Source organism: Halomonas denitrificans (assembly GCF_003056305.1).
Taxonomy (GTDB): Bacteria; Pseudomonadota; Gammaproteobacteria; order Pseudomonadales; family Halomonadaceae; genus Halomonas; species Halomonas denitrificans.
In genome coordinates this window covers 83,167-103,584 of the sequence record NZ_PYVX01000005.1, presented here as the reverse complement: position 1 = coordinate 103,584, position 20,418 = coordinate 83,167, and the positions used below count along the sequence as shown (strand labels likewise).

Below are 20,418 nucleotides of genomic sequence, written 5' to 3'. Positions count from 1 at the left end.
TCCCGGGCTATACCAGCCCGGCGCGGGAGAGGGCGTCGCGCACGCTCGCCGGCGCCTCGGGGGCCGCCGCGCGGAACAGCTGATAGAAGTTGGCGGTGGTCTGGGCACCGACCTCCTCGACGCTGATGCCCCGCGCCTTGGCGATGCACTCGGCGACCTCGACCACCCAGGCCGGCTCGTTGGGCTTGCCGCGGTGCGGCACCGGGGCCAGGTAGGGGCTGTCGGTCTCGATCAAGAGCCGGTCCAGCGGCACCCGCCGCGCCACCTCGCGCAGCGACTCGGCGTTGCGGAAGGTGACGATGCCGGAGAGCGAGATGTAAAAGCCGTGGCGCACCGCCTCCCGGGCCATGTCGAGGTCCTCGGTGAAGCAGTGCAGCACCCCGCCCACCGCCGGGTCGACGTGCTCGCGGATCAGCGCCAGGGTGTCCTCGCGGGCCTCGCGGGTATGGATGATCACCGGCAGCTCGAGCTCCCGGGCGGCGATCAGCTGGCGGCGGAAGCGCTCGAGCTGCACCTCCCGGGCAGGCACCGAGTCGGGGGACTTGTCGAGGTAGTGGTAGTCCAGGCCGCACTCGCCGATGGCCACGGCCCCGAAGCGTTCGGCCGCCTCGGTGATCGCCGCCACGTCGGGCTCCGCCTCGAGGGTCTGCAGGGGGTGGATGCCGGCCGAGATCACCACGTCGTGGTGGGCACGGCTTATCTCGGCCAGGGCGGGGACGTCGTCCAGGGTCACGGCGATGGCCAGGAACTGGCGCACGTCGCGTGCGCGGGCGGCCTCGAGGGCGGCGGCGAGGTCGCCATCGTGGCTGGCGGGATCGAGGCGATCGAGGTGGCAGTGGGAGTCGACGAACATGCAGGGGACTTCCGAAATGACGGGTGGGTTCAGGGTGCGGACCGGCGCGGTCCGTCAGAGCGTGTAGGTCGGGGCGCCCTTGTCCAGCTGGCCGGCCAGCAGGGTCTCGATGCGGTCACGCACGGCCTGGTCGTCGGGGCTGAAGTGGATGCCGATGCCGGGGACCCGGCGACCGGCCACGCCCTCGGGCGAGACCCACACCACCTGGCCGGTGACCGGCACGCGCTCCTCGTCGCCGGGCAGCATGAGCAGCAGGAAGACCTCCTGGCCCAGCGCGTAGCGCTCGCGGGTGGGGACGAAGATGCCGCCGCGCTCGAGCACCGGCATGTAGGCCGAGAGCAGGGTCGGGACATCCTGGATGGTCAGCGAAAGCGCCTTCTGTGCGGCCATGGTCTCTCCCTTTGCGAAACGTCGGCGGCGCGCGGCGTCTCAGGAACGCAGCAGCGTGGACCAGCGTACCAGCCAGGCCTCGAGGGTCAGCTGGGGGTTGGGGTTGCCGCCCTCGGCCAGCAGGCGTCGCTGCTCGCGGGCGTAGTCAAGCAGGCGGAACCAGTCGCGGACCCGGGCATTCTTGACCGCCTGGCGGTAGAGCACCAGCAGGTCGGGGTTGCGAAGCTCGGCGGTGTCGCCCGAGAGCCCCAGGCGGATCAGGTCCTCGAGCCAGATGATACCGTACCACAGGATGGCGTCGATGGACTGGCGATCCAGCCGGGCCGCCTCGGCCACCGGTTCGCCGCCGCGCATCAGCGCCTCGAAGGTCTCGACCAGCTGCTGGCGCAGCGCCCGGGCGCTCGGTTCGGCGAGCTCCAGGGCGCGCAGCGGCAGTCCGCCCGCGGCCCGGTACCAGAAGTGGGCCTCCTCCTCGCCTCCCAGCTGCTCGATCAGCCAGGGCCGACAGTCGGCCTCGGCCGGCACGGGCAGGCTCCAGTGCTGGCAGCGCGAGCGGATGGTCGGCAGCAGCCGCGAGGGGATGTCGGAGAGCAGCACGAAGAGGGTGCGCCCGCCCGGCTCCTCGAGGCTCTTGAGCAGCGCGTTGGAGGCCGCCACGTTCATCGCCTCGGCCGGGGCGATGGTGATCACCCGGTAGCCGCCCTGCTGGGCGGTCTGGGCGACGAAGGCGTTGACCTCGCGCACCGGGCCGATGCGGATCAGCCGCTTGCCCTCCTCCGGCGCCACCCGCAGCAGGTCGGGATGATAGCCCGAGGCCAGCATGTGGCAGGCGTGGCAGCGGCCACAGGCGGTCTCGCCGGGCGAGGCGCAGAGGGTGCGGGCCACCAGCGCCTCGGCAAGCGACTGCTTGCCGATGCCGTGACCGCCCGAGATCAGCAGGGCGTGGGGCAGCCGCCCGTCATCGGCCAGCCGGATGAGCTCGCGCCAGCGTGGCATCAGCCAGGGCAGCGGCCGCGGCACCTCGACGAGGCTCATCGCCATGCCGCCATCCGCGCGTCCAGGCGGGCCAGCAGCTCGGCCTTGACCTCGTCGAGGCCGGCCCCGGCATCGATCACCGCCACCCGCTCGGGCGCGGCCTCGGCGCGGGCGAGGTAGGCGCGACGCACCGCCTCGAAGAAGTCGCCACGCTCGCGCTCGAAGCGGTCGCGCTGCTCGCCCTGCCCCTCGAGGCGACCCTCCAGGCGCCGCTGGGCGGCTTCCATGGACATGTCCAGCAACAGGGTGAAATCGGGCTGGAGGCCCTGCTGGACGAAGGCCTCGAGCTCGGCGATGCGCGCGGCGTCGATGCCTCGTCCGCCGCCCTGGTAGGCGTAGGTGGCGTCGGTGAAGCGGTCGCAGACCACCCAGGCGCCACGCGCGAGGGCCGGCTTTATCACCCGCGCCAGGTGCTGGGCACGGGCGGCGAATACCAGCAGCAGCTCGGCGTCCGGGTCGAGGGGCTCCTCCTCGACAGGGTCCAGCAACAGCCGGCGAATGTCTTCCGCCCGGGGGGTGCCGCCGGGCTCGCGGGTCGCCACCACCTCGTGCCCGTGGGCCCGCAGGTGATCGACCACCAGGGCGAGGTTGGTGGACTTGCCCACCCCCTCGCCGCCTTCCAGGGTGATGAATCGTCCGCGCTCGGTCATGTGGGATGCCGCTCCATGGTCAGCGATTGCGGATATACCGGTTCACCGCGTTGTTGTGCTCGCGCAGGGTGCGCGAGAAGTGGTGGGTGCCGTCGCCGCGGGCGACGAAGTAGAGCGTCTCGCCCTCGGCCGGCTGCACCGCGGCCTCCAGGGCCGCGCGCCCCGGCAGGGCGATCGGCGTCGGCGGCAGCCCGTCGATCACATAGGTATTGTAGGGCGTCGGCTCGCGCAGGTCGGCCCGGGTGATGTTGCCCTCGTAGCGCTCGCCCATGCCGTAGATCACGGTGGGGTCGGTCTGCAGGCGCATGCCGCGCTCCAGGCGGCGCTTGAACACGCCGGCGATCTCGGGCCGCTCCTCGGGCGCGCCGGTCTCGCGCTCGATCAGCGAGGCCATGATCAGCGCCTGGTAGGCACTCTCCAGCGGCAGGTCGTCATCGCGCGCTTCCCAGACGTCCGCCAGGGTGCTCTCCATGCGCTCGAGGGCCTGGCGCAGGATCTCCAGGTCGCTGAGCCCCTTGTGATAGCGGTAGGTATCCGGGAAGAACCAGCCCTCGGGGTGGCGCTCCTCCCGGTCCAGCAGCGCCATCACCTCGGCGTCGCCGAGCCCCTGGGTGCGATGCTCGAGCTTGGGCGCCTCGTCGAGGGCCTCGCGCATCTGGGCGAAGGTCCACCCCTCGGGGATGGTCAGCGAATAGGTGACCACCTCGTGGCTGCCCAGCAGCGCCAGCAGCTCGCGGCCGCTCATCCCGGGCTCGAGGCGATACTCGCCGGGGCGCAGGTCGGGCAGGTGCTCGGGCTCCAGGCGCGCCAGCAGGCGAAAGGCCCAGACCTCCTCGAGGATGCCGCGCTCGGCCAGCTCGCCGACCACGCGATGGTAGCCGGCGCCGGTCGGCACCTCGTAGAGCGTCGGCGCCTCGAGGGCGATGGGCGCCTCGAGGCGCGACTGCCAGTAGCGGTGGCCGGCGAACAGCGCCAGGCCCGCCAGCACGACCAGCACCAGCAGGATCTTCAGCAGACGCAGCATGCGTGTCCTCGTTCAGTCATCACGGTAGGGAGTAGCCCAGCGCCTCATGGGCCAGGGCCTGCAGGGGGCGATGGAGCGGCCCGACGCTCCAGCGACGCAGCGGGCTGCCCTCGGCATCGTCGAGCCGCGCCACCGGCCAGAGCCCCTGCAGCGAGTTGCCGAGCCACAGCGCCTCGACGTGCTCCAGCGTCTCGGGAGTGGCCTCGACCTCCCGGATCGGCGCCCGCTCGAGCAGCGCCGCACGCAGGGTGCCGGCCACGCCGCAGCGATCGAGCCGAGGGGTCTCGAGGACACCGTCACGCTGCCAGAAGAGGTTCATGCAGGTGGCCTCCACCAGCTGCCCCTCGCTGTCGCAGAGCAGGCCTTCGGCCGTATCGGCGTCCGACCACTCGGCGCGGGCCAGGACGTTCTCGAGGCGATTGAGGTGCTTGAGGCCGGCGAGCAGGGGCTGGATGCCGAACCGCAGCCGGCAGTGACGCACCCGCACGCCCTCTCGCCAGCGCTCGGCATCGGGCGCGAACGGCGCGAGGCGCCAGCGCAGCCGGGGGTCGGGCGTCGTCGGGGGTGCATAGCCGCGCCCGCCGCTGCCGCGGGTCAGGATCAGCTTGAGCACCGAGAGCCCCTCGCCGGCCTCGCCCAGCGGGGCTTCCAGCGCCTCCCGGGCGGGCACGGGCATGCCCAGCACCCGGCAGCCTCGGGCGAGGCGCGCCAGGTGCTGCTCCCACAGCAGGGGGGCGCCGTCCCGTACCAGCACGGTCTCGAAGAGACCGTCGCCGTAGGCGACGCCGCGATCCTCCAGCGGCCAGTCGCTGATCGCCGCCTCCGTCGTCACGCCGCGCCTCCCGGGCTCACACCTTGCTGAAGATCAGCGTGCCGTTGGTGCCGCCGAAGCCGAAGGAGTTCGACAGGCTGACGTCGATCTTCATCTCGCGCGCGGTGTGCGGCACGTAGTCGAGCCGGCAGCCCTCCTGGGGGTTGTCCAGGTTGATCGTCGGCGGCGCGACCTGATCGCGGATCGCCAGGATGCTGAACACCGCCTCCACGGCGCCGGCCGCGCCCAGCAGGTGGCCGATCATCGACTTGGTGGAGCTGACCGCCACCGACTTGGCGGCGTCGCCCATCACCTTCTCGACGGCCCGGCTCTCGGCCAGGTCGCCGGCCGCGGTCGAGGTGCCGTGGGCGTTGATGTAGTCGACGGCGGAGGGATCGATGCCAGCATCCTTGATGGCGTTGCTCATCGAGCGGGCCGCGCCGCGGCCGTCCTCCGGCGGCGCCGTCATGTGGTAGGCGTCGTCGCTCATGCCGAAGCCGGTAAGCTCGGCGTAGATGGTCGCCCCGCGGGCCTTCGCCTGCTCGTACTCCTCGAGCACGATCACCCCGGCACCATCGGAGAGCACGAAGCCGTCGCGGTCACGGTCCCAGGGGCGGCTCGCCGCCTCGGGATCGTCGTTGCGCGTGGACAGCGCCCGGGCCGCCGAGAAGCCACCGAGGCCCAGCGGAGTGGTCGCCATCTCGGCGCCACCGCAGACCATCACGTCGGCATCGCCGTAGGCGATGGTGCGCGCGCTGTAGCCGATGTTGTGGGTGCCGGTGGTGCAGGCGGTGGTGATCGCGATGTTGGGGCCGCGGAAGCCGTGCTGGATCGCCAGGTTGCCGGAGATCATGTTGATGATCGAGCCCGGCACGAAGAACGGCGAGATCCGGCGCGCCCCGCCCTTGTTGAGGGCGTTGTGGTTGTGCTCGATCATCGGCAGGCCGCCGATACCCGAGCCGATCGCCACCCCGATGCGATCGGCATTCTCCTCGGTGCACTCGATCCCCGCATCGGCGATCGCCTGGCCGCCCGCCGCCATCCCATACTGGATGAACAGGTCCATCTTGCGGGCGTCCTTGGGGTTGAGATAGGGACTGATGTCGAAGTCCTTCACCGACCCGCCGAAGCGCGTATTGAAGGCGCTGACATCGAAGTGTTCGATGGGAGTGACACCGCTCTTGCCGGCCAGGATATTGGCCCAGCTCTCCTTGACGGTATTCCCCACCGGCGTGACCAGACCGAGCCCGGTCACTACAACCCTTCTACGAGCCATCAGCTTTCCTCCAGACAACCTTGGTGACACGACCCCCTCGCGGGATCGTCATTGCGCGCATTATACCCGAGTCTCCCCGACCTGTGCGGGCTCGACAAGTTCCCGGCGCGCATAGCACGAGAGCCGTCCTGCCACGGCAGGACGGCTCTCCTCGGGGCACGGCCCCGGACGCTTCAGAAAGCGGTATCGACCGCCACCTTACTGGTGGGCGTTGACGTAGTCGATGGCTTCCTGAACGGTGGTGATCTTCTCGGCTTCCTCGTCGGGAATCTCGGTGTCGAATTCTTCTTCGAGCGCCATCACCAGCTCGACGGTGTCCAGGGAATCCGCGCCGAGGTCTTCGGTGAAGGAAGAGGAGTTCTGGATGTCTTCTTCCTTGACGTTCAGACGCTCAGCCACAACCTTCTTAACGCGCTCTTCGATGGTGCTCATTATGACTACTCCAGTCGTTCAGATTGGCCGTTCGGAAACCAGCCGTTAAAGATCCAGATCCGCTAGCCGGAAGCTGCGGGGTAGTTTATAGACGCCCCGGGGTCGGCGCAACCGCCTCCCCCCGACGGCGTCAACGCATGTTCATGCCGCCGTTGACATGCAGGGTTTCGCCGGTGATGTAGCCCGCCGATTCGCCGGTCAGGAAGCCCACCGCCGCGGCGATCTCCTCGGGATCCCCGAGCCGCGACAGGGGAATCTGGCCGAGCAGCATCTTGTGCTGCTCCTCGGGCAGCGCCTCGGTCATGTCGGTGGCGATGAAGCCCGGCGCCACCGCATTCACGGTGATGGCGCGCGAGGCGACCTCGCGGGCCAGCGCCCGGGTGAAGCCCTCCATGCCCGCCTTGGCGGCGGCATAGTTGGTCTGCCCCAGGTTGCCCATAGTGGCCACCACCGAGCTGATCGAGACGATGCGCCCGAAGCGCGCCCGAGTCATGCCACGCAGGCAGGCCTTGCTGACGCGGTAGACGGACTTGAGATTGGTGTCGATCACCGAATCCCACTCGTCCTCCTTCATGCGCATCAGCAGGTTGTCGCGGGTGATGCCGGCGTTGTTGACCAGGATGGTCGGCGCGCCGAACTCCTCGGTGATCGCCTTGATCAGCGCGTCGACGCTGGCCTGGTCGGTGACGTCCAGCTTGCGGCCGGCGCCCTCGATGCCCGCCGCGGCGAGATCGGCATTGATCCGCTCGGCTCCGGCATCGCTGGTGGCGGTGCCGATCACGATGCGACCCTGGCGCCCCAGCTCGTGGGCGGTGGCGCGGCCGATGCCGCGACTGGCCCCGGTGATCAGGGCGACTCTACGCTCGGTTGTCATGGTCTCTTCCGTCTACGTCCTGAAGATGGATCAGCCGTTGGCCGTCGGCGACTGGCCGGCGGCTTCCCTGGCCAGTTCGAGGGCCGCGGCGAGGCTGTCCGGGTCGTTGACCGCCAGCCCCTTGCTGCCCCGTGCGATTCGCTTGTTGAGGCCGGTGAGCACCTTGCCGGGCCCGCACTCGATGAACACCTCGGCGCCCCGGCCGGTCATGGCCTCGATGCAGGAGGTCCAGCGCACCGGCTGGTAGAGCTGCTCGATCAGCCGCGTGCGCAGGGTCTCGACGTCGGCGTGCGCCTGGGCATCCACGTTCTGATAGACCGTGTAGCGCGGGGCGCGCAGCTCGATCTCCTCCATGGCCGCGGCCAGCCGCTCGGCAGCCGGGCGCATCAGGTCACAGTGGGAGGGCACCGACACGGGCAGCGGCATGGCACGCTTCGCCCCGGCCTCCTGGCAGGCCACGATGGCCCGCTCGACCGCGGCCTTGCTGCCGGCGATCACCACCTGACCGGGGGCATTGTAGTTGACCGCGGCGACCACGTCGCCGTCCGCGGCGCGGGCACAGGCCTGCTCGACGTCGGCGTCGTCCAGGCCGAGGATCGCCGCCATGGCGCCCTCGCCCACCGGCACGGCCGCCTGCATCGCCTCGCCGCGCAGCTTCACCAGCCGCACGCCCTCGGCGAAGGTCAGGGCCCCGGCACACACCAGGGCGCTGTACTCGCCCAGGCTGTGACCGGCCATGGCCACGGGCCTCGGTCCCTCCAGCTCCTGCCAGACGCGCCAGATCGAGACGCTGGCGGTGAGCAGCGCCGGCTGGGTGCAGGCCGTGGCGTTGAGTGCCTCGACCGGCCCCTCCTGAACCACCTGCCAGAGGTCGTACCCCAGGGCGTCGGAGGCCTCCTCGAAGGTGGTGCGCACCACGCTGTAGCGCTCCGCCAGCTCGCGCAGCATGCCGATCTGCTGCGAGCCCTGCCCGGGAAAGATGAGGGCAAGGGATTGTGTCATGTCGATCACCTTTGCGCTTGTTGACTGTCGTCGATGCCGGTCGCACCCGGCAGGATCGGACCCTGGGGTCCGGATCCGCTCTCGACTCGACCGACGGCGGCCGAATCGACAGCGGACCGTCGATGATCCAGTTCACTGGCCAGCCGGCTCGGCAGGTCGTGACTCACTTCGCTGGCCGCCCGCTGGACCGCGAAGCGAAAGCCCGTGGCATCGGCACCGCCATGGCTCTTGATCACGATCCCGGCGAGCCCCAGCAGGCTGGCCCCATTGTAGCGGACGGGGTCGAGCTCGCCTCTCAGGCGCTTAAGCGCCGGCCGCGCCAGCAGCCCCACCAGCCGACTGCTCCAGTGGGCCTCGAAGGTCGCCTGCACCCGCTCCACCAGCAGCCGCGCCAGGCCTTCGCTGGCCTTGAGCACCGCGTTGCCGACGAAGCCGTCGCAGACCACCACGTCGGCGGCACCGCTGAAGACCCCGTCGCCCTCGACGTAGCCGAGGTAGGTGATGCCCGGATGGCATCGCAGCCAGGCATCGGCCTCGCGCACGCTGGCGGTGCCCTTGGTGCCCTCGACGCCGACGTTGAGCAGCGCCACCCGAGGGGCGGCCAGGCCGTCCACGTGGCGCGCCATGACCTCGCCCATCAGGGCGAAGTCGACCAGGCGCGCGGCGCTCGCCTCGACGTTGGCCCCCAGGTCGAGCAGGTAGCAGCGCCCCCGGTCGCGGGTGGGGATGGCGGTGCTGATCGCCGGCCGCGGGATCCCCGCCACCGTGCCCAGGGCGCGTCGCGCCAGAGCCATCAGCGCGCCGGTATTGCCGGCGCTGACCCCGGCCACAGCCTCGCCGCGGGCGATGCTGTCGAGCATTCCGGCCATGCTGGTGCCCGCGCCATGGCGCAGCGCCTCGCTGGGGCGCTGCGCCTGGCGGATCACCTCGGGCGCATCACCGACCCGCAGACGCGACGCCGCCGCGGCCAGCGGCCGCGGCAGGCGAGAGATCTCGTCGCGCAGCCGCTCGGCGGGGCCGAACAGCTGGAGCTCCAGATCCGGGTCGGCGCTGACCGCCTGAGCGGCCCCCATCACGACCGGGCGGGGACCGAGGTCCCCGCCCATCGCGTCGATGGCGATCCGCACGTCAGCGGCCAGCCACTACCACTCGCGTCGCCGTCGTCTTAGACGTCGACGACCTTGCGGCCGCGGTAGAAGCCGTCCGGCGCCACGTGGTGACGCAGGTGGGTGGTACCGGTTTCCTTGTCCTGGGACAGGGCCGCCGAGGTCAGGGCGTCGTGGCTACGGCGCATGCCGCGCTTGGAACGAGTCTTGCGGTTCTGTTGAACTGCCATGGGTTGTCACTCCAGAGTGAAACGAGGGTGTATCAGAGTTTGCCCTTGATCTGCCGCAGCACATCGAAAGGGTTCGCCGGGGCGTCGGCCGACGCGTCGGTCGCCTCCCCGCTTGTCAGCTGGTCGCGCGAGACCGGACACTCGGCCTCGTCGTGGTAAACCACCTGGGGCAGACTGAGGATGATCTCATCCTCGACCACCGCCATCAGGTTCAGCTGTTCGTTTTCCACCAGCACCGGTTCATGGGTGCTCGGCAGCTCGGCGGCCAGGGCGTCGCTGGTGACCATCCCCAGCCGGAAGTCGCTCTCGATCCGCTGTGCCATGGGCTGGAGACAGCGCCGGCACGGGATCTGCAGCTCGGCTTCCAGGTGGCCGCGAATCTCCCGGCGCCCCTGGGGATCGATGGCGAAGTCCAGCCATACCTGGCCGTCGCCGGTCTGGGCGCCGACTTCGTCTGCGAGTCGGGCCAGCTCGGCGAGCGCCACCAGGCCTTCCAGGTGTTCGGCACGGGCCGCGAGCTTGTAGGGCTCGACCCTGCCGGGGAGTCTTGAGGTCAACATAGGCGCGCAATGATAGGCACTCCCCCTGCCCCTGTCAAAGCCACCCTTGCCCCGGGTTACAATGGCCTGACGGCGCGTTCGGCGTCATCACGCGTTTCACTCATTCGCCCCACCGCAGAGGAAGCCTTCATGCCCCGCCTGGTACTTGCCTCGGGCTCTCGCTGGCGCCGCCAGCTGCTCGACCGCCTCGCCCTCCCATATGCCTGGGAGAGCCCCGAGATCGACGAGACGCCACGCCCGGGCGAGGCGCCCGAAACACTGGTGCACCGCCTGGCGCTGACCAAGGCCGAGCGGCTGGCGGCGACCCACCCCGACCACCTGATCATCGGCGCCGACCAGGTGGCGCTGTTCGAGGGCGAGATCCTCGGCAAGCCAGGCAGCGAGGCCGCAGCCCGCGCCCAGCTGGCCCGCTTCTCCGGCCGCCGGGTGCGCTTTCTCACCGGCCTGGCGCTGATCGATACCGGGCGCGGCCAACACCGCGTCTGCCATGAAACCTTTGACGTGGTCTTTCGCCGCCTCGAGGCGCGGGAGATCGCCACCTACGTGGCCCGGGAGCAGCCGCTGGACTGCGCCGGCAGCTTTCGCATGGAGGGGCTGGGCATCACGCTGTTCGAGCGCCTCGAGGGCGACGACCCCAACACCCTGATCGGCCTGCCGCTGATCCGCCTCTGCGCGATGCTGCGCGAGGCCGGGCTCGACCCGCTGGCCTGACCCTCGCCGGGGCGCGGCCGAGGCCGGCGCTTACGGCAGCTGGTAGCGCACCGGCGCCGCGGCCTGGGGCAATCCCAGCCACTCGGCGGCGACCCGCCCGAACTGACGGGAGATCCGCTCCAGGGGATCGAGGCGCGGCGTGTAGTCCTGCAGCCGCGCCCCGTCGAAGCGACGCGCCAGGGTGTCCAGGCTGCCGAGCTCGTCTACCAGGCCGAGCTCCCGGGCCTGCTCGCCCGTCCAGATCAGCCCGCTGAAGAGCCGTTCGTCGTCGGCCAGGCGCTCGCCACGCCCCGCGCGGACGTCGTCGATGAACTGCTGGTGAGTGGTGGCCAGCACCTCCTGCCAGAACTGGCGTTGGGTGCGGGAGATGTCGGAGAAGGGATCGAGGAAGGCCTTGTTCTCCCCGGCGGTGAAGACGCGCCGCTCCACCCCGAGGCGCTCGATCGCCTCCTCGAAGCCGAAGCCGGCGTGGATCACCCCGATCGAGCCCACCAGGCTCGCCGGGGCGGCGACGATCTCGTCGGCCGCCGCCGCCACGTAGTAGGCGCCGCTCGCGCCGATGTCCTCGACCACCGCGATGATCGGCTTGTCGCCCTGCTCGCGCAGCCGCATCACCGCATCGAAGATGCGCTGGGACTGCACCGGACTGCCGCCGGGGCTGTTGAGATGCAGCACCACCGCGGCGGCCTGATCGGCCTTCCAGGCCCGCTCGAGCCCCTCGATCACGCGCTGGGCGCTGGCCGGCGACTCGCTGTCGATCACGCCCTTGACCTCGACGACGCCGAGGTGGCGCTCGACGGGGGCCGACGGCCCCGAGGCCACGAAGAGCCCGTAGAAGGTGGTCGAGAGCGAGGCGAGGATCAGCAGCGCGAAGAAGAAGCGGAAGAACAGCTTCCAGCGCCGGGCACGGCGTTGCTCGACGAGCACGCCATCGATCCAGCGATCCATCATCGCCAGCTGCGCCAGGCGCTGGCGTTCGCGCAGCGTCTCGGCATCCTCGTCGCCGCCCGGCGTGGCCCCGTCCGGCGAGGCCGCAGCCGCCCGCTCACGCGCCTGGCGCGCCTGCTCGGGCGTCAGCTCCGGGCCCGTCGTCCAGCGATCGTCTCGCTTGTCGTCGTCACTCATGGCATTCCTTTCCTTGATGGCCTGGTCGGTGGCGGGCGGGTCGCAAGCGAGCCGGCCGCAGCGGCGCTGGCCGTGAGAGCTCTAGCCGTGAGAGCTCTAGCCGTGAGAGCTCTAGCCGTGCAGCCAGTCGAAGAGTTCGGGCACGCTCTCGGCGGTGAGCACCGGGCGGCTGACGGCCAGCCGCTCCGGGGCGTGCACGCCCCAGGTCACCGCGATGCGGTCCATGCCCAGCGCCCGGGCCATCTCCAGGTCGTACTCCGTGTCGCCGATCATCACCGCCTCGCCTACGTCGACGCCGAGCTCGGCGAGGAGCTCCTCGAGCATGCGCGGGTGGGGCTTGGAGAGGGTCTCGTCGGCGGTGCGGCTGGCGTGGAACCAGTGGCCGCTGGCGCTCTCGCGGAAGATGCGATCGAGCCCGCGGCGGCTCTTGCCGGTGGCCACCGCCAGCTGCTGCCCCTCCCGGCCGCGCAGCCGGGCCAGCCCCGCCTCGACGCCCGGATAGAAGAGCATCGGCGTGGCGTCGCCCTCGACGAAGTAGTAGGCGTAGCGGGCCCGGAGCAGCTCGGCCCGGTCGGGATCGATGCCAGGGCAGAGCGTGGCGATGGCCTCGGGCAGGCCGAGGCCGATGATGTTGCGCACCGCGCCCGCCTCGACCTCGCCCCAGCCGGCATCCCGGGAGGCCGCCTGCATGCAGGCGACGATGCGGGCGATGGAGTCCATCAGGGTGCCATCCCAGTCGAAGATGGCCAGTCGATAACGCATGGGGGCTCCTGTCAGCGAGCGTGGCGCGCCTTGGCGAGCGCCGCCTCGAGTTCGTCGGGGAGCGGCGCCTTGATCTGCACGGGGCGACCGCTGGTGGGTTCGGGAAAGGTCAGCGAGGCGGCGTGCAGGAAGAGCCGCGACACGCCGAGCCCCGCCGCCAGGCGCTGGCTCTCGCGACTGCCGTACTTGTCATCGCCGAGCAGCGGATGCCCGGCGTGGGCGGCATGTACGCGGATCTGGTGGGTCCGCCCGGTGACCGGCTCGGCCTCGATCAGGGTCACCTTGTCGAAGGTCTCGCGCACCGCGAAGCGGGTGCGGGCCACCTTGCCGGCCGCATCGACCCGCACCCGCCGCTCGCCGTTGCCCAGCTCATAGCGGTCGAGCCGCGCACTGACGAAGTCGCGGCGCGCCGGCCAGCGCCCGGCCACCAGGGCCAGGTACTGCTTGTCCATCTGGTGCTGCTTGAGTGACTCGTTGAGGGCCAGCAGCGCCGGGCGCGACTTGGCCAGCAGCAGGCAGCCGGAGGTATCACGGTCCAGGCGATGCACCAGCTCGAGGAAGTCGAGGTCCTCGCGCACCTGGCGCAGCGCCTCGATCAGGCCGATCTTGACGCCGCTTCCGCCGTGCACGGCGAGCCCCGAGGGCTTGTTGATCACCAGCCAGTCGCGCCCCTCGACCAGCACGCTGCCGGCCAGCAGGTTGCGCAGGTTGTCGCTGACCTCGCGCACCGCCTCGCGGGGCGTGAGGCGCAGCGGCGGGATGCGCACCAGGTCGCCCAGCGCCAGGCGCGTGTCCGCCTTGACTCGCTTCTTGTTCACCCGCACCTCGCCCTTGCGCACGATGCGGTAGATCAGCGCTCGCGGCGCCCCCTTCATGCGCGTCAACAGGAAGTTGTCGACCCGCTGGCCGACCTGACCCTCGGTCACTTCCACCCACTGCACGTCGCGCCCTTCGGCCATGCCGCCACTCCACTGAAAACCCGCTCGAAAGGCGCATTCTAACGCAGTGTGCAGCATCCTGCGCCAATTGCTGGCCACCCCCGTTACTGGTATATTGCCAGCTCGCCTCAATGGGTCGTGACGACCCGATAGCGCGCCTGCACGACAGACACGCAGGCCGGGGCGAAAAGATCGGGCCGCGAAGATCCTCGCCAATCCGAGGTCCCGCCGCCGACAAGCAAACGATACTACGCCACGCCCGGCTCCGATCGCGTCCACTGCGGCACGAGCGGAGACCACGGGATACGTACAACAACGTGCCGGAGGCCGGCGTTGGCGAATCGATGAATGCCAGGTGTTGGCGGTGACCGCAGAACCGGATGGGCGATGACCCACCGTGACATGTCCTGCCACCGCCCCGTACTCAACATGATCATGCCGTGTCGGATCCATCGTGCAAGGATGCTCCGGGGCGGCCGGGCGCTATACCGCATCCGCGACATGCGCTGAGCACAGGCACGCTGCAGCCAGCGGTTCGCCTCCGTCGTTGACCGTCATCCGGCACGTCCATATTTGTGAGACGACATGAAACGGATGCTCATCAATGCGACCCAGCCAGAAGAGCTGCGCGTCGCGCTGGTCGATGGACAACGCCTCTACGACCTGGACATCGAGTCCGGTGCCCGGGAACAGAAGAAAGCCAATATCTACCGCGGCAAGATCACCCGCGTCGAACCCTCCCTCGAAGCCGCCTTCGTCGACTTCGGTGCCGACCGCCACGGCTTCCTGCCTCTCAAGGAGGTCTCCCGCGACTACTTCCTGAAGGAGCCCTCCGGGCGCCCGAGCATCAAGGAGGTCCTCAAGGAGGGCCAGGAAGTGATCGTCCAGGTGGACAAGGAGGAGCGCGGCAACAAGGGCGCGGCGCTGACCACCTTCATCAGCCTGGCCGGCCGCTTCCTGGTGCTGATGCCCAACAACCCGCGCGCCGGCGGCATCTCGCGGCGCATCGAGGGCGAGGAGCGCAGCCAGCTCAAGGAGGCCATGAGCCAGCTGACCGTGCCCGACAAGATGGGCCTGATCGTGCGCACCGCCGGCATCGGCCGCTCCCCCGAGGAGCTGCAGTGGGACCTCGACTACCTGGTCCAGGTGTGGGAGTCGATCACCGAGGAGGCCGGCAAGCGCGCCGCCCCCTTCCTGATCTACCGCGAGTCCAATGTCATCATCCGCGCCATGCGCGACTACCTGCGCCAGGACATCGGCGAGGTGCTGATCGACAGCGAGGCGATCCACCAGGAGGCGCTGGCCTTCATCCGCCAGGTGATGCCCTCCTACCAGCAGAAGATCAAGCTCTACGTCGACGAGGTTCCGCTCTTCTCGCGCTTCCAGATCGAGTCGCAGATCGAGACCGCCTACGAGCGTGAGGTCAAGCTGCCCTCCGGCGGCTCCATCGTCATCGACCACACCGAAGCGCTGGTCTCCATCGACATCAACTCGGCGCGCGCCACCCGCGGCAGCGACATCGAGGAGACCGCCCTGCAGACCAACCTGGAGGCGGCCGACGAGATCGCCCGCCAGCTGCGCCTGCGCGACATCGGCGGCCTGGTGGTCATCGACTTCATCGACATGAGCCCGGCGCGCAACCAGCGTGAGGTCGAGAACCGCACCCGCGACGCCCTGAAGCTCGATCGCGCCCGGGTCCAGATCGGGCGAATCTCGCGCTTCGGCCTGATGGAGATGTCCCGCCAGCGCCTGCGCCCGTCGCTGGGCGAGACCAGCGGCGTGGTCTGCCCGCGCTGCGACGGCCAGGGCACCATCCGCGACGTGCGCTCCATCTCGCTCTCCATCATGCGCCTGATCGAGGAAGAGGCCATGAAGGAGCGCAGCGCCCAGATCCGCGCCATCCTGCCGGTGCCGGTGGCCACCTACCTGCTCAACGAGAAGCGCAGCGTGCTGGCCGAGATCGAGCGCCGCCAGGACGTGCGGGTGGTGATGCTGCCCAACCCCGACATGGACACGCCCCACTACGACGTCCAGCGCCTGCGCGACGACCACGTTGACGAGGAAGGCACCGCCAACCTCTCCAGCTTCGAACTCTCCACCGACACCGAGGTGGGCAAGGAGCCGGAGGCCGCCTTCGGCAAGCCGGTCCAGCGCGCCGAGGCCGCCGTCAAGACGGTGATCCACCACGAGCCCGCCCCCGCCTCCCTGCAGAAGGAGGAGGCCCAGGCGCCGGCCGCCAAGGCCCCGGCACCCAGCAAGCCCAACGCGGCGAAGGCGCCCGCCCCCAAGGCACCGGCCGCCAAGGCACCGACCGCCGAGCCCGAGGGCGGCGTCCTCGGCCGCCTGGTCAAGGGGCTGGCCAAGCTGCTCGGCGGCGAGGAGACCCCCGCCGGCCAGGAGAAGGCACCCGCCGCTCGCCGCAGCGAGTCCACAGACGCCGGCAACCAGGCAACCCGCCAGCCCGCCGCCCGTGACGACGATCGCGGCAGCCGCGGCGGCCGCCAGCGCCGTCAGCGCAACGACGAGCGTCGCGGCAGTGCTCGCCAGGAAGGCGGGCGCGACGAGGGCAAGCCCACCGGCAACGAGGGACGCGGCAACCGGGGCGGCCGGGGACGCGGCCGCCAGGACGACAACCGCCAGGCCCCGCGCCAGCAGGAAGCGCCCAAGGCTCGCGACGACAAGCCCCGCGACGACAAGCCGCGTGACGACAAGTCCCGCGAGGAGGTGCGCCGCCAGAAGCCGAGCGACAAGCCGGCCGAGAAGGCCGCCGAGAAGCCGAGCGACAAGCCGGCGGCCAGCGAGCCGGTGGATGACGGCAAGCCGAAGCGGACCCGCAACAATCCGCGCAACCGCACGCGCAAGCACGCCATCAACCCCAAGGCCGAAGCCGAGCAGCAGCGCCTGCAGGCCGAGGCCGCCGAGGCGCCCAAGGACGCGCCGGTAGCGGCCGAGCCCAAGGCCGAGGAAAAAGCCGAGCAGCAACCTGCGCAGGCCAAACCCGAGCCGAAGGCCGAGGAAAAGGCCGAGCAGCAATCGGTCGAGCCCAAGGCCGCTGACGCCAAGGCCGAGGAGCAGACTGAGCCGAAGGCTGCCCAGAGCAAGCCCGAAGCGAAGACCGAGGACAAGGCCAAGCAGAAGCCGGCCGACGCCAAGGCTGAACCGCAGCCGGCCGCGCCGAAGGCCGCCGAGGACAAGGGCGAAGACAAGGCCGAGCAGCAGCCCGCCCAGGCCAAGCCCGAGGCGAAGGCCGAGGATAAGACCGAGCAGAAGCCGGCCGAGGCCAAGTCCGAGCCGAAGGCTGAGGAAAAGGCAGAGCAGAAGCCCGCCCAGGCCAAATCCGAGCCGAAGGCCGCCGAGGCCAAGGGCGAGCCGAAGGCTGAGGAAAAGGCAGAGCAGAAGCCCGCCCAAGCCAAGTCCGAGCCGAAGGCCGCCGAGGCCAAGGGCGAGGACAAGGCCGAGCAGAAGCCTGCCCAGGCCAAGCCCGAGGCAAAGGTCGAGGACAAGACCGAGCAGAAGCCAGTCGAGCCCAAGGCCGCTGACGCGAAGGCCGAGGAGCAGGCTGAGCCGAAGGCTGCCGAGAGCAAGCCCGAAGCGAAGGCCGAGCAGAAGCCGACCCAGGCCAAGCCCGAGCCGAAGGCCGCCGAGGCCAAGGGCGAGGACAAGGCCGCGCAGAAGCCGGCCGACGCCAAGGCTGAGCCACAGCCGGCCGCGCCGAAGGCCGCCGAGCCCAAGGGCGAGGACAAGGCCGAGCAGAAACCGGCCCAGGCCAAGTCCGAGCCGAAGGCTGCCGAGGCCAAGCCCGAGGAAAAGGCCGAGCCGAAGACCGCCGAAGCCAAGGACGAGGACAAGGCCGAGCCGAAGCCGGCCGAGGCCAAGGCTGAGCCGACGGCCGCCGAGGCCAAGGTCGAGAAAAAGGCCGAATCGGAGCCTCAGCCCGCCGCCAAGGCCTCTCGCCGCCGGGGACGCCGCGCGCATAACGATCCGCGCGAGATCCGCCGTCGCGAGCAGGAAGCCAAGGCCCAGGAGGGCAAGCAGGGCTGATCCCCGCCCTGCCCCAACGACAACGCCCGCAGCCATGGCTGCGGGCGTTGTCGTTTAGGGAGAGCCGATCGGCTCGAGGCGGGAGCCGGCGCGCCCGATGTCGCCTGGCCTTATCGAGCGCCGGCCCGCCGCGGCTCGCGCTCGAGGGTGACGCCGAAGCGCTCCCGCACCCGGGCGGCCACCTCGCCGGCGAAGCCGAGCAGCTCCTCGGCACTGCCCCCGCCGAAGTGCACCAGCACCAGGGCCTGACGGTCATGCACGCCGAAGTGGCCCTGGCGCCAGCCCTTCAGACCGCAGCGATCGATCAGCCAGCCGGCCGCCAGCTTGACGCGCCCGTCGGGCTGGGGAAAGTGCGGCATGGCGGGATGCTCGGCCAGCAGGCGGCGGGCGCGCTCGCCATCGACCAGCGGGTTCTTGAAGAAGCTGCCGGCGTTGCAGAGCGTCGCCGGGTCGGGAAGCTTCTCGCGGCGGATCGCACAGACCGCCTCGGCCACCTCGAGCGCCGTCGGCGCGGCCTCGAGCCGGCTGGCCAGATCACCGTAGCCCAGCCGCGGGCGCGGCACGGGAGACACGCAAAGCACCAGCCGGGTGATCACCACACGGCCCGCCAGCGCGCCCTTGAAAATGCTGTCCCGGTAGCCGAAGGCACAGTCGGCCGCCGACAGCACGGCCTCGCGCCCGTCGTCGAGGTGCACCAGGTGCACCGCCTCGAGCAGGTCGCTCAGCTCGACCCCGTAGGCGCCGATGTTCTGGATCGGCGCCGCCCCGCAGTGGCCGGGGATCAGCGCCAGGTTCTCGGCGCCCCAGAGCCCACGCTGCGCCAGGGCCATCACCAGCGCGTGCCACTGCACCGCCGCCTCGGCGTGCACGCGCACGCCGTCGTCCCGCTCCTCGAGCCACCACTGCGCCATGGCCGGCTGGATCACCAGGCCCGGCAGCCGCGCCGGGAGGATCAGGTTGCTGCCGCCACCGAGCACCGTCAGCGGCCAGTCGTGCTGCCGCGCCAGGGCCAGCGCCTCGCGCAGTTCATCCAGGGTCGCCGGCGCCGCATGGCGCTGGGCGACACAGGGCAGCCCGAGCGTGTTGGCCTCGGTCAGCGGGTGATCGGCGTGGAGCGTCAGGCTCAAGGCATGGTCTCCAGGCGCGAGGCGATCTCGGCCACGAGCCCCCGGGAGGCGGCCTCGACCAGGTCCAGCACCTCCTCGAAGCCGTCGTCACCGCCGTAGTAGGGGTCCGGTACGGCGCGCTCGGGCCCGCCGGCGAAGGCGAGAAACAGGTCGACGACCGCCTCGCTCGAGGCGGGCCGCCGGGCCTCGATGGCGGCGAGGTTGTCGTGATCCATGGCGAGCACGTAGTCGAAGCGCGCGAAGTCCTCGTCGGCGAGCTGCCGCGCCCGCAGAGCGGAGAGGTCGATCCCACGTCGCAGGGCGGCCTCCCGGGCGCGGGCATCCGGCGCCTTGCCCACGTGCCAGGGACCGATGCCGCAGGAGTCGACCTCGACCCGCGAGGCGAGGCCAGCCTGCTCGAGGTGAGCACGGAAGACCCCCTCCGCGGTGGGCGAGCGGCAGATGTTGCCGAGGCAGACGAAGAGTACGCGCATCAGGCACCTCCCCGCGGAGCCTGGCCCTCGAGCAGCGCGCGGACCCGCGCGAGGTCGGCCTCGGTGTCGACGCCGGCCGGATGCGGCACCCGGGCCAGGGCGACCTGGATGGCGTGGCCGTGGTGGAGGGCGCGTAGCTGCTCGAGCTGTTCGAGTTGCTCCAGCGGCGACGGCGGCCAGTCGCGATAGTCGGCGAGAAAGCCCGCCCGATAGGCGTAGAGGCCGATGTGGCGCAGCCAGGCGTCGGTCTCGAGCAGCTCGGGACGCCGGGCGAAGGCGTCGCGATCCCAGGGGATGGGGGCCCGGGAGAAGTAGAGCGCCCGCCCGGAGAGGGCGCGCACCACCTTCACCGCGTTGGGGTTGAAGAGCGTCTCGACGTCGCCGATCGGCTCGGCCAGGGTGGCGATGGAGGCCTCGGGGTCGTCGAACAGCCGGGCGGCGACCTGGTCGATCAGCGCCGGCGGAATCAGCGGCTCGTCGCCCTGCACGTTGACCAGCACGGCGTCGTCGGCAAGCCCCAGCCGCTCGGCCACCTCCGCCAGGCGATCGGTCCCGGAGGGGTGGTCGTCGCGCGTCATCACCACCTCGGCGCCCAGCGGCTCCAGGGCGTCGCGGATGCGCGCGTCGTCGGTGGCCACCACGACCCGCGCCGCGCGGCTCTCGCCGGCACGCCGCCAGACGTGCGCCACCATGGGCTCGCCGGCGATTTCGGCCAGCGGCTTGCCGGGCAGGCGCGAGGAGGCGTGACGCGCGGGAATCACCGCGATGAAGGCGTCGTCACCGCTCATCACTCCTCCCCCGTGCGTCCCGGCGAGTCGTGCAGCGTCTCGTCGACGCTCATGGCCCGCGCCTCCTCGGGCAGCATCACCGGGATGCCGTCGCGGATCGGGTAAGCGAGGCCGTCGAAGCGGCACTCGAGCTCGAGGGCCTCGCGGTGGTACTTGAGCTTGCCCTTGCATAGCGGGCAGACCAGCATTGCCAGCAGTTCCTTGTCCATG

21 protein-coding genes and 1 pseudogene are annotated in these 20,418 nt (G+C 70.7%); 2 read left to right on the top strand and 20 right to left on the bottom strand.

The genetic code is table 11. The annotated features are described in order from the left end of the window. Positions 1 to 7 precede the first annotated feature (7 nt). From C9F13_RS13840 to C9F13_RS13780, 13 genes and pseudogenes are all read right to left on the bottom strand, one after another. Positions 8 to 853, bottom strand: coding sequence for a TatD family hydrolase (locus tag C9F13_RS13840; protein WP_108446860.1), 846 nt, complete (start codon positions 851 to 853; stop codon positions 8 to 10). 54 nt (positions 854 to 907) lie between these two features. Further along, positions 908 to 1,258: pseudogene (locus tag C9F13_RS13835) on the bottom strand (PilZ domain-containing protein); the annotation flags it as partial. 24 nt (positions 1,259 to 1,282) lie between these two features. Continuing rightward, on the bottom strand, positions 1,283 to 2,284 hold the full coding sequence (locus C9F13_RS13830) for a DNA polymerase III subunit delta' (protein ID WP_425432889.1): 1,002 nt from the start codon (positions 2,282 to 2,284) through the stop codon (positions 1,283 to 1,285). After that, positions 2,275 to 2,928, bottom strand: coding sequence for a dTMP kinase (gene tmk, locus C9F13_RS13825; RefSeq protein ID WP_108446858.1), 654 nt, complete (start codon positions 2,926 to 2,928; stop codon positions 2,275 to 2,277). The genes C9F13_RS13830 and tmk overlap by 10 nt, the downstream gene beginning before the upstream one ends. A 19-nt stretch (positions 2,929 to 2,947) precedes the next feature. Continuing rightward, complete coding sequence (gene mltG, locus C9F13_RS13820) at positions 2,948 to 3,952, bottom strand: endolytic transglycosylase MltG (protein ID WP_108446857.1); 1,005 nt, start codon at positions 3,950 to 3,952, stop codon at positions 2,948 to 2,950. Positions 3,953 to 3,971: 19 nt separating this feature from the next. Further along, entirely contained in the window at positions 3,972 to 4,784 is an 813-nt protein-coding gene (pabC, locus tag C9F13_RS13815; protein ID WP_245888784.1) for an aminodeoxychorismate lyase, read from the bottom strand. Positions 4,785 to 4,800: 16 nt separating this feature from the next. Continuing rightward, a complete protein-coding gene (gene fabF, locus C9F13_RS13810) occupies positions 4,801 to 6,039 on the bottom strand; it encodes a beta-ketoacyl-ACP synthase II (RefSeq protein WP_108446856.1) in 1,239 nt (412 codons plus the stop codon). 198 nt (positions 6,040 to 6,237) lie between these two features. Beyond that, entirely contained in the window at positions 6,238 to 6,471 is a 234-nt protein-coding gene (gene acpP / locus C9F13_RS13805) for an acyl carrier protein (protein ID WP_008956801.1), read from the bottom strand. Positions 6,472 to 6,601: 130 nt separating this feature from the next. Next, positions 6,602 to 7,345: a 3-oxoacyl-ACP reductase FabG gene (fabG, locus tag C9F13_RS13800; RefSeq protein ID WP_108446855.1), complete on the bottom strand. Its 744-nt coding sequence runs from the start codon at positions 7,343 to 7,345 to the stop codon at positions 6,602 to 6,604. 30 nt (positions 7,346 to 7,375) lie between these two features. Then, complete coding sequence (fabD, locus tag C9F13_RS13795; protein ID WP_108446854.1) at positions 7,376 to 8,347, bottom strand: ACP S-malonyltransferase; 972 nt, start codon at positions 8,345 to 8,347, stop codon at positions 7,376 to 7,378. A 5-nt stretch (positions 8,348 to 8,352) separates the two neighbouring features. After that, positions 8,353 to 9,474, bottom strand: coding sequence for a phosphate acyltransferase PlsX (gene plsX / locus C9F13_RS13790; protein WP_108446853.1), 1,122 nt, complete (start codon positions 9,472 to 9,474; stop codon positions 8,353 to 8,355). Positions 9,475 to 9,512: 38 nt separating this feature from the next. Next, entirely contained in the window at positions 9,513 to 9,683 is a 171-nt protein-coding gene (rpmF, locus tag C9F13_RS13785; protein ID WP_108446852.1) for a 50S ribosomal protein L32, read from the bottom strand. Positions 9,684 to 9,715: 32 nt separating this feature from the next. Further along, a complete protein-coding gene (locus C9F13_RS13780; protein ID WP_108446851.1) occupies positions 9,716 to 10,243 on the bottom strand; it encodes a YceD family protein in 528 nt (175 codons plus the stop codon). A gap of 129 nt (positions 10,244 to 10,372) precedes the next feature. Between C9F13_RS13780 and C9F13_RS13775 the strand changes: the two genes are divergently transcribed. Then, a complete protein-coding gene (locus C9F13_RS13775) occupies positions 10,373 to 10,954 on the top strand; it encodes a Maf family protein (protein ID WP_108446850.1) in 582 nt (193 codons plus the stop codon). A gap of 30 nt (positions 10,955 to 10,984) precedes the next feature. Here C9F13_RS13775 and sppA read toward each other — a convergent pair whose 3' ends face one another. The 3 genes from sppA to C9F13_RS13760 all read right to left on the bottom strand — a co-directional run bounded on the left by sppA (position 10,985) and on the right by C9F13_RS13760 (position 13,800). Continuing rightward, entirely contained in the window at positions 10,985 to 12,079 is a 1,095-nt protein-coding gene (gene sppA, locus C9F13_RS13770) for a signal peptide peptidase SppA (RefSeq protein ID WP_108446849.1), read from the bottom strand. 111 nt (positions 12,080 to 12,190) lie between these two features. After that, on the bottom strand, positions 12,191 to 12,841 hold the full coding sequence (locus C9F13_RS13765; RefSeq protein ID WP_108446848.1) for an HAD-IA family hydrolase: 651 nt from the start codon (positions 12,839 to 12,841) through the stop codon (positions 12,191 to 12,193). Positions 12,842 to 12,852: 11 nt separating this feature from the next. Next, positions 12,853 to 13,800, bottom strand: coding sequence for an RluA family pseudouridine synthase (locus C9F13_RS13760; RefSeq protein WP_108446847.1), 948 nt, complete (start codon positions 13,798 to 13,800; stop codon positions 12,853 to 12,855). Positions 13,801 to 14,364: 564 nt separating this feature from the next. Here C9F13_RS13760 and rne point away from each other — a divergent pair. Then, a complete protein-coding gene (gene rne, locus C9F13_RS13755) occupies positions 14,365 to 17,820 on the top strand; it encodes a ribonuclease E (protein WP_211310974.1) in 3,456 nt (1,151 codons plus the stop codon). A 110-nt stretch (positions 17,821 to 17,930) separates the two neighbouring features. Here rne and murB read toward each other — a convergent pair whose 3' ends face one another. Genes murB through C9F13_RS13735 form a run of 4 tightly spaced genes read right to left on the bottom strand, consistent with a single transcriptional unit; the run spans position 17,931 to position 20,417 of the window. Beyond that, on the bottom strand, positions 17,931 to 18,947 hold the full coding sequence (murB, locus tag C9F13_RS13750) for a UDP-N-acetylmuramate dehydrogenase (RefSeq protein ID WP_108446845.1): 1,017 nt from the start codon (positions 18,945 to 18,947) through the stop codon (positions 17,931 to 17,933). Next, positions 18,944 to 19,420 (bottom strand): low molecular weight protein-tyrosine-phosphatase, encoded by a 477-nt coding sequence (locus C9F13_RS13745; protein WP_108446844.1) that lies wholly within the window; start codon positions 19,418 to 19,420, stop codon positions 18,944 to 18,946. The genes murB and C9F13_RS13745 overlap by 4 nt, the downstream gene beginning before the upstream one ends. After that, entirely contained in the window at positions 19,420 to 20,208 is a 789-nt protein-coding gene (gene kdsB, locus C9F13_RS13740) for a 3-deoxy-manno-octulosonate cytidylyltransferase (RefSeq protein ID WP_108446843.1), read from the bottom strand. The genes C9F13_RS13745 and kdsB overlap by 1 nt, the downstream gene beginning before the upstream one ends. After that, a complete protein-coding gene (locus C9F13_RS13735) occupies positions 20,208 to 20,417 on the bottom strand; it encodes a Trm112 family protein (RefSeq protein WP_108446842.1) in 210 nt (69 codons plus the stop codon). Before C9F13_RS13735 ends, kdsB begins: the two co-directional genes overlap by 1 nt. Position 20,418: the final 1 nt, after the last annotated feature.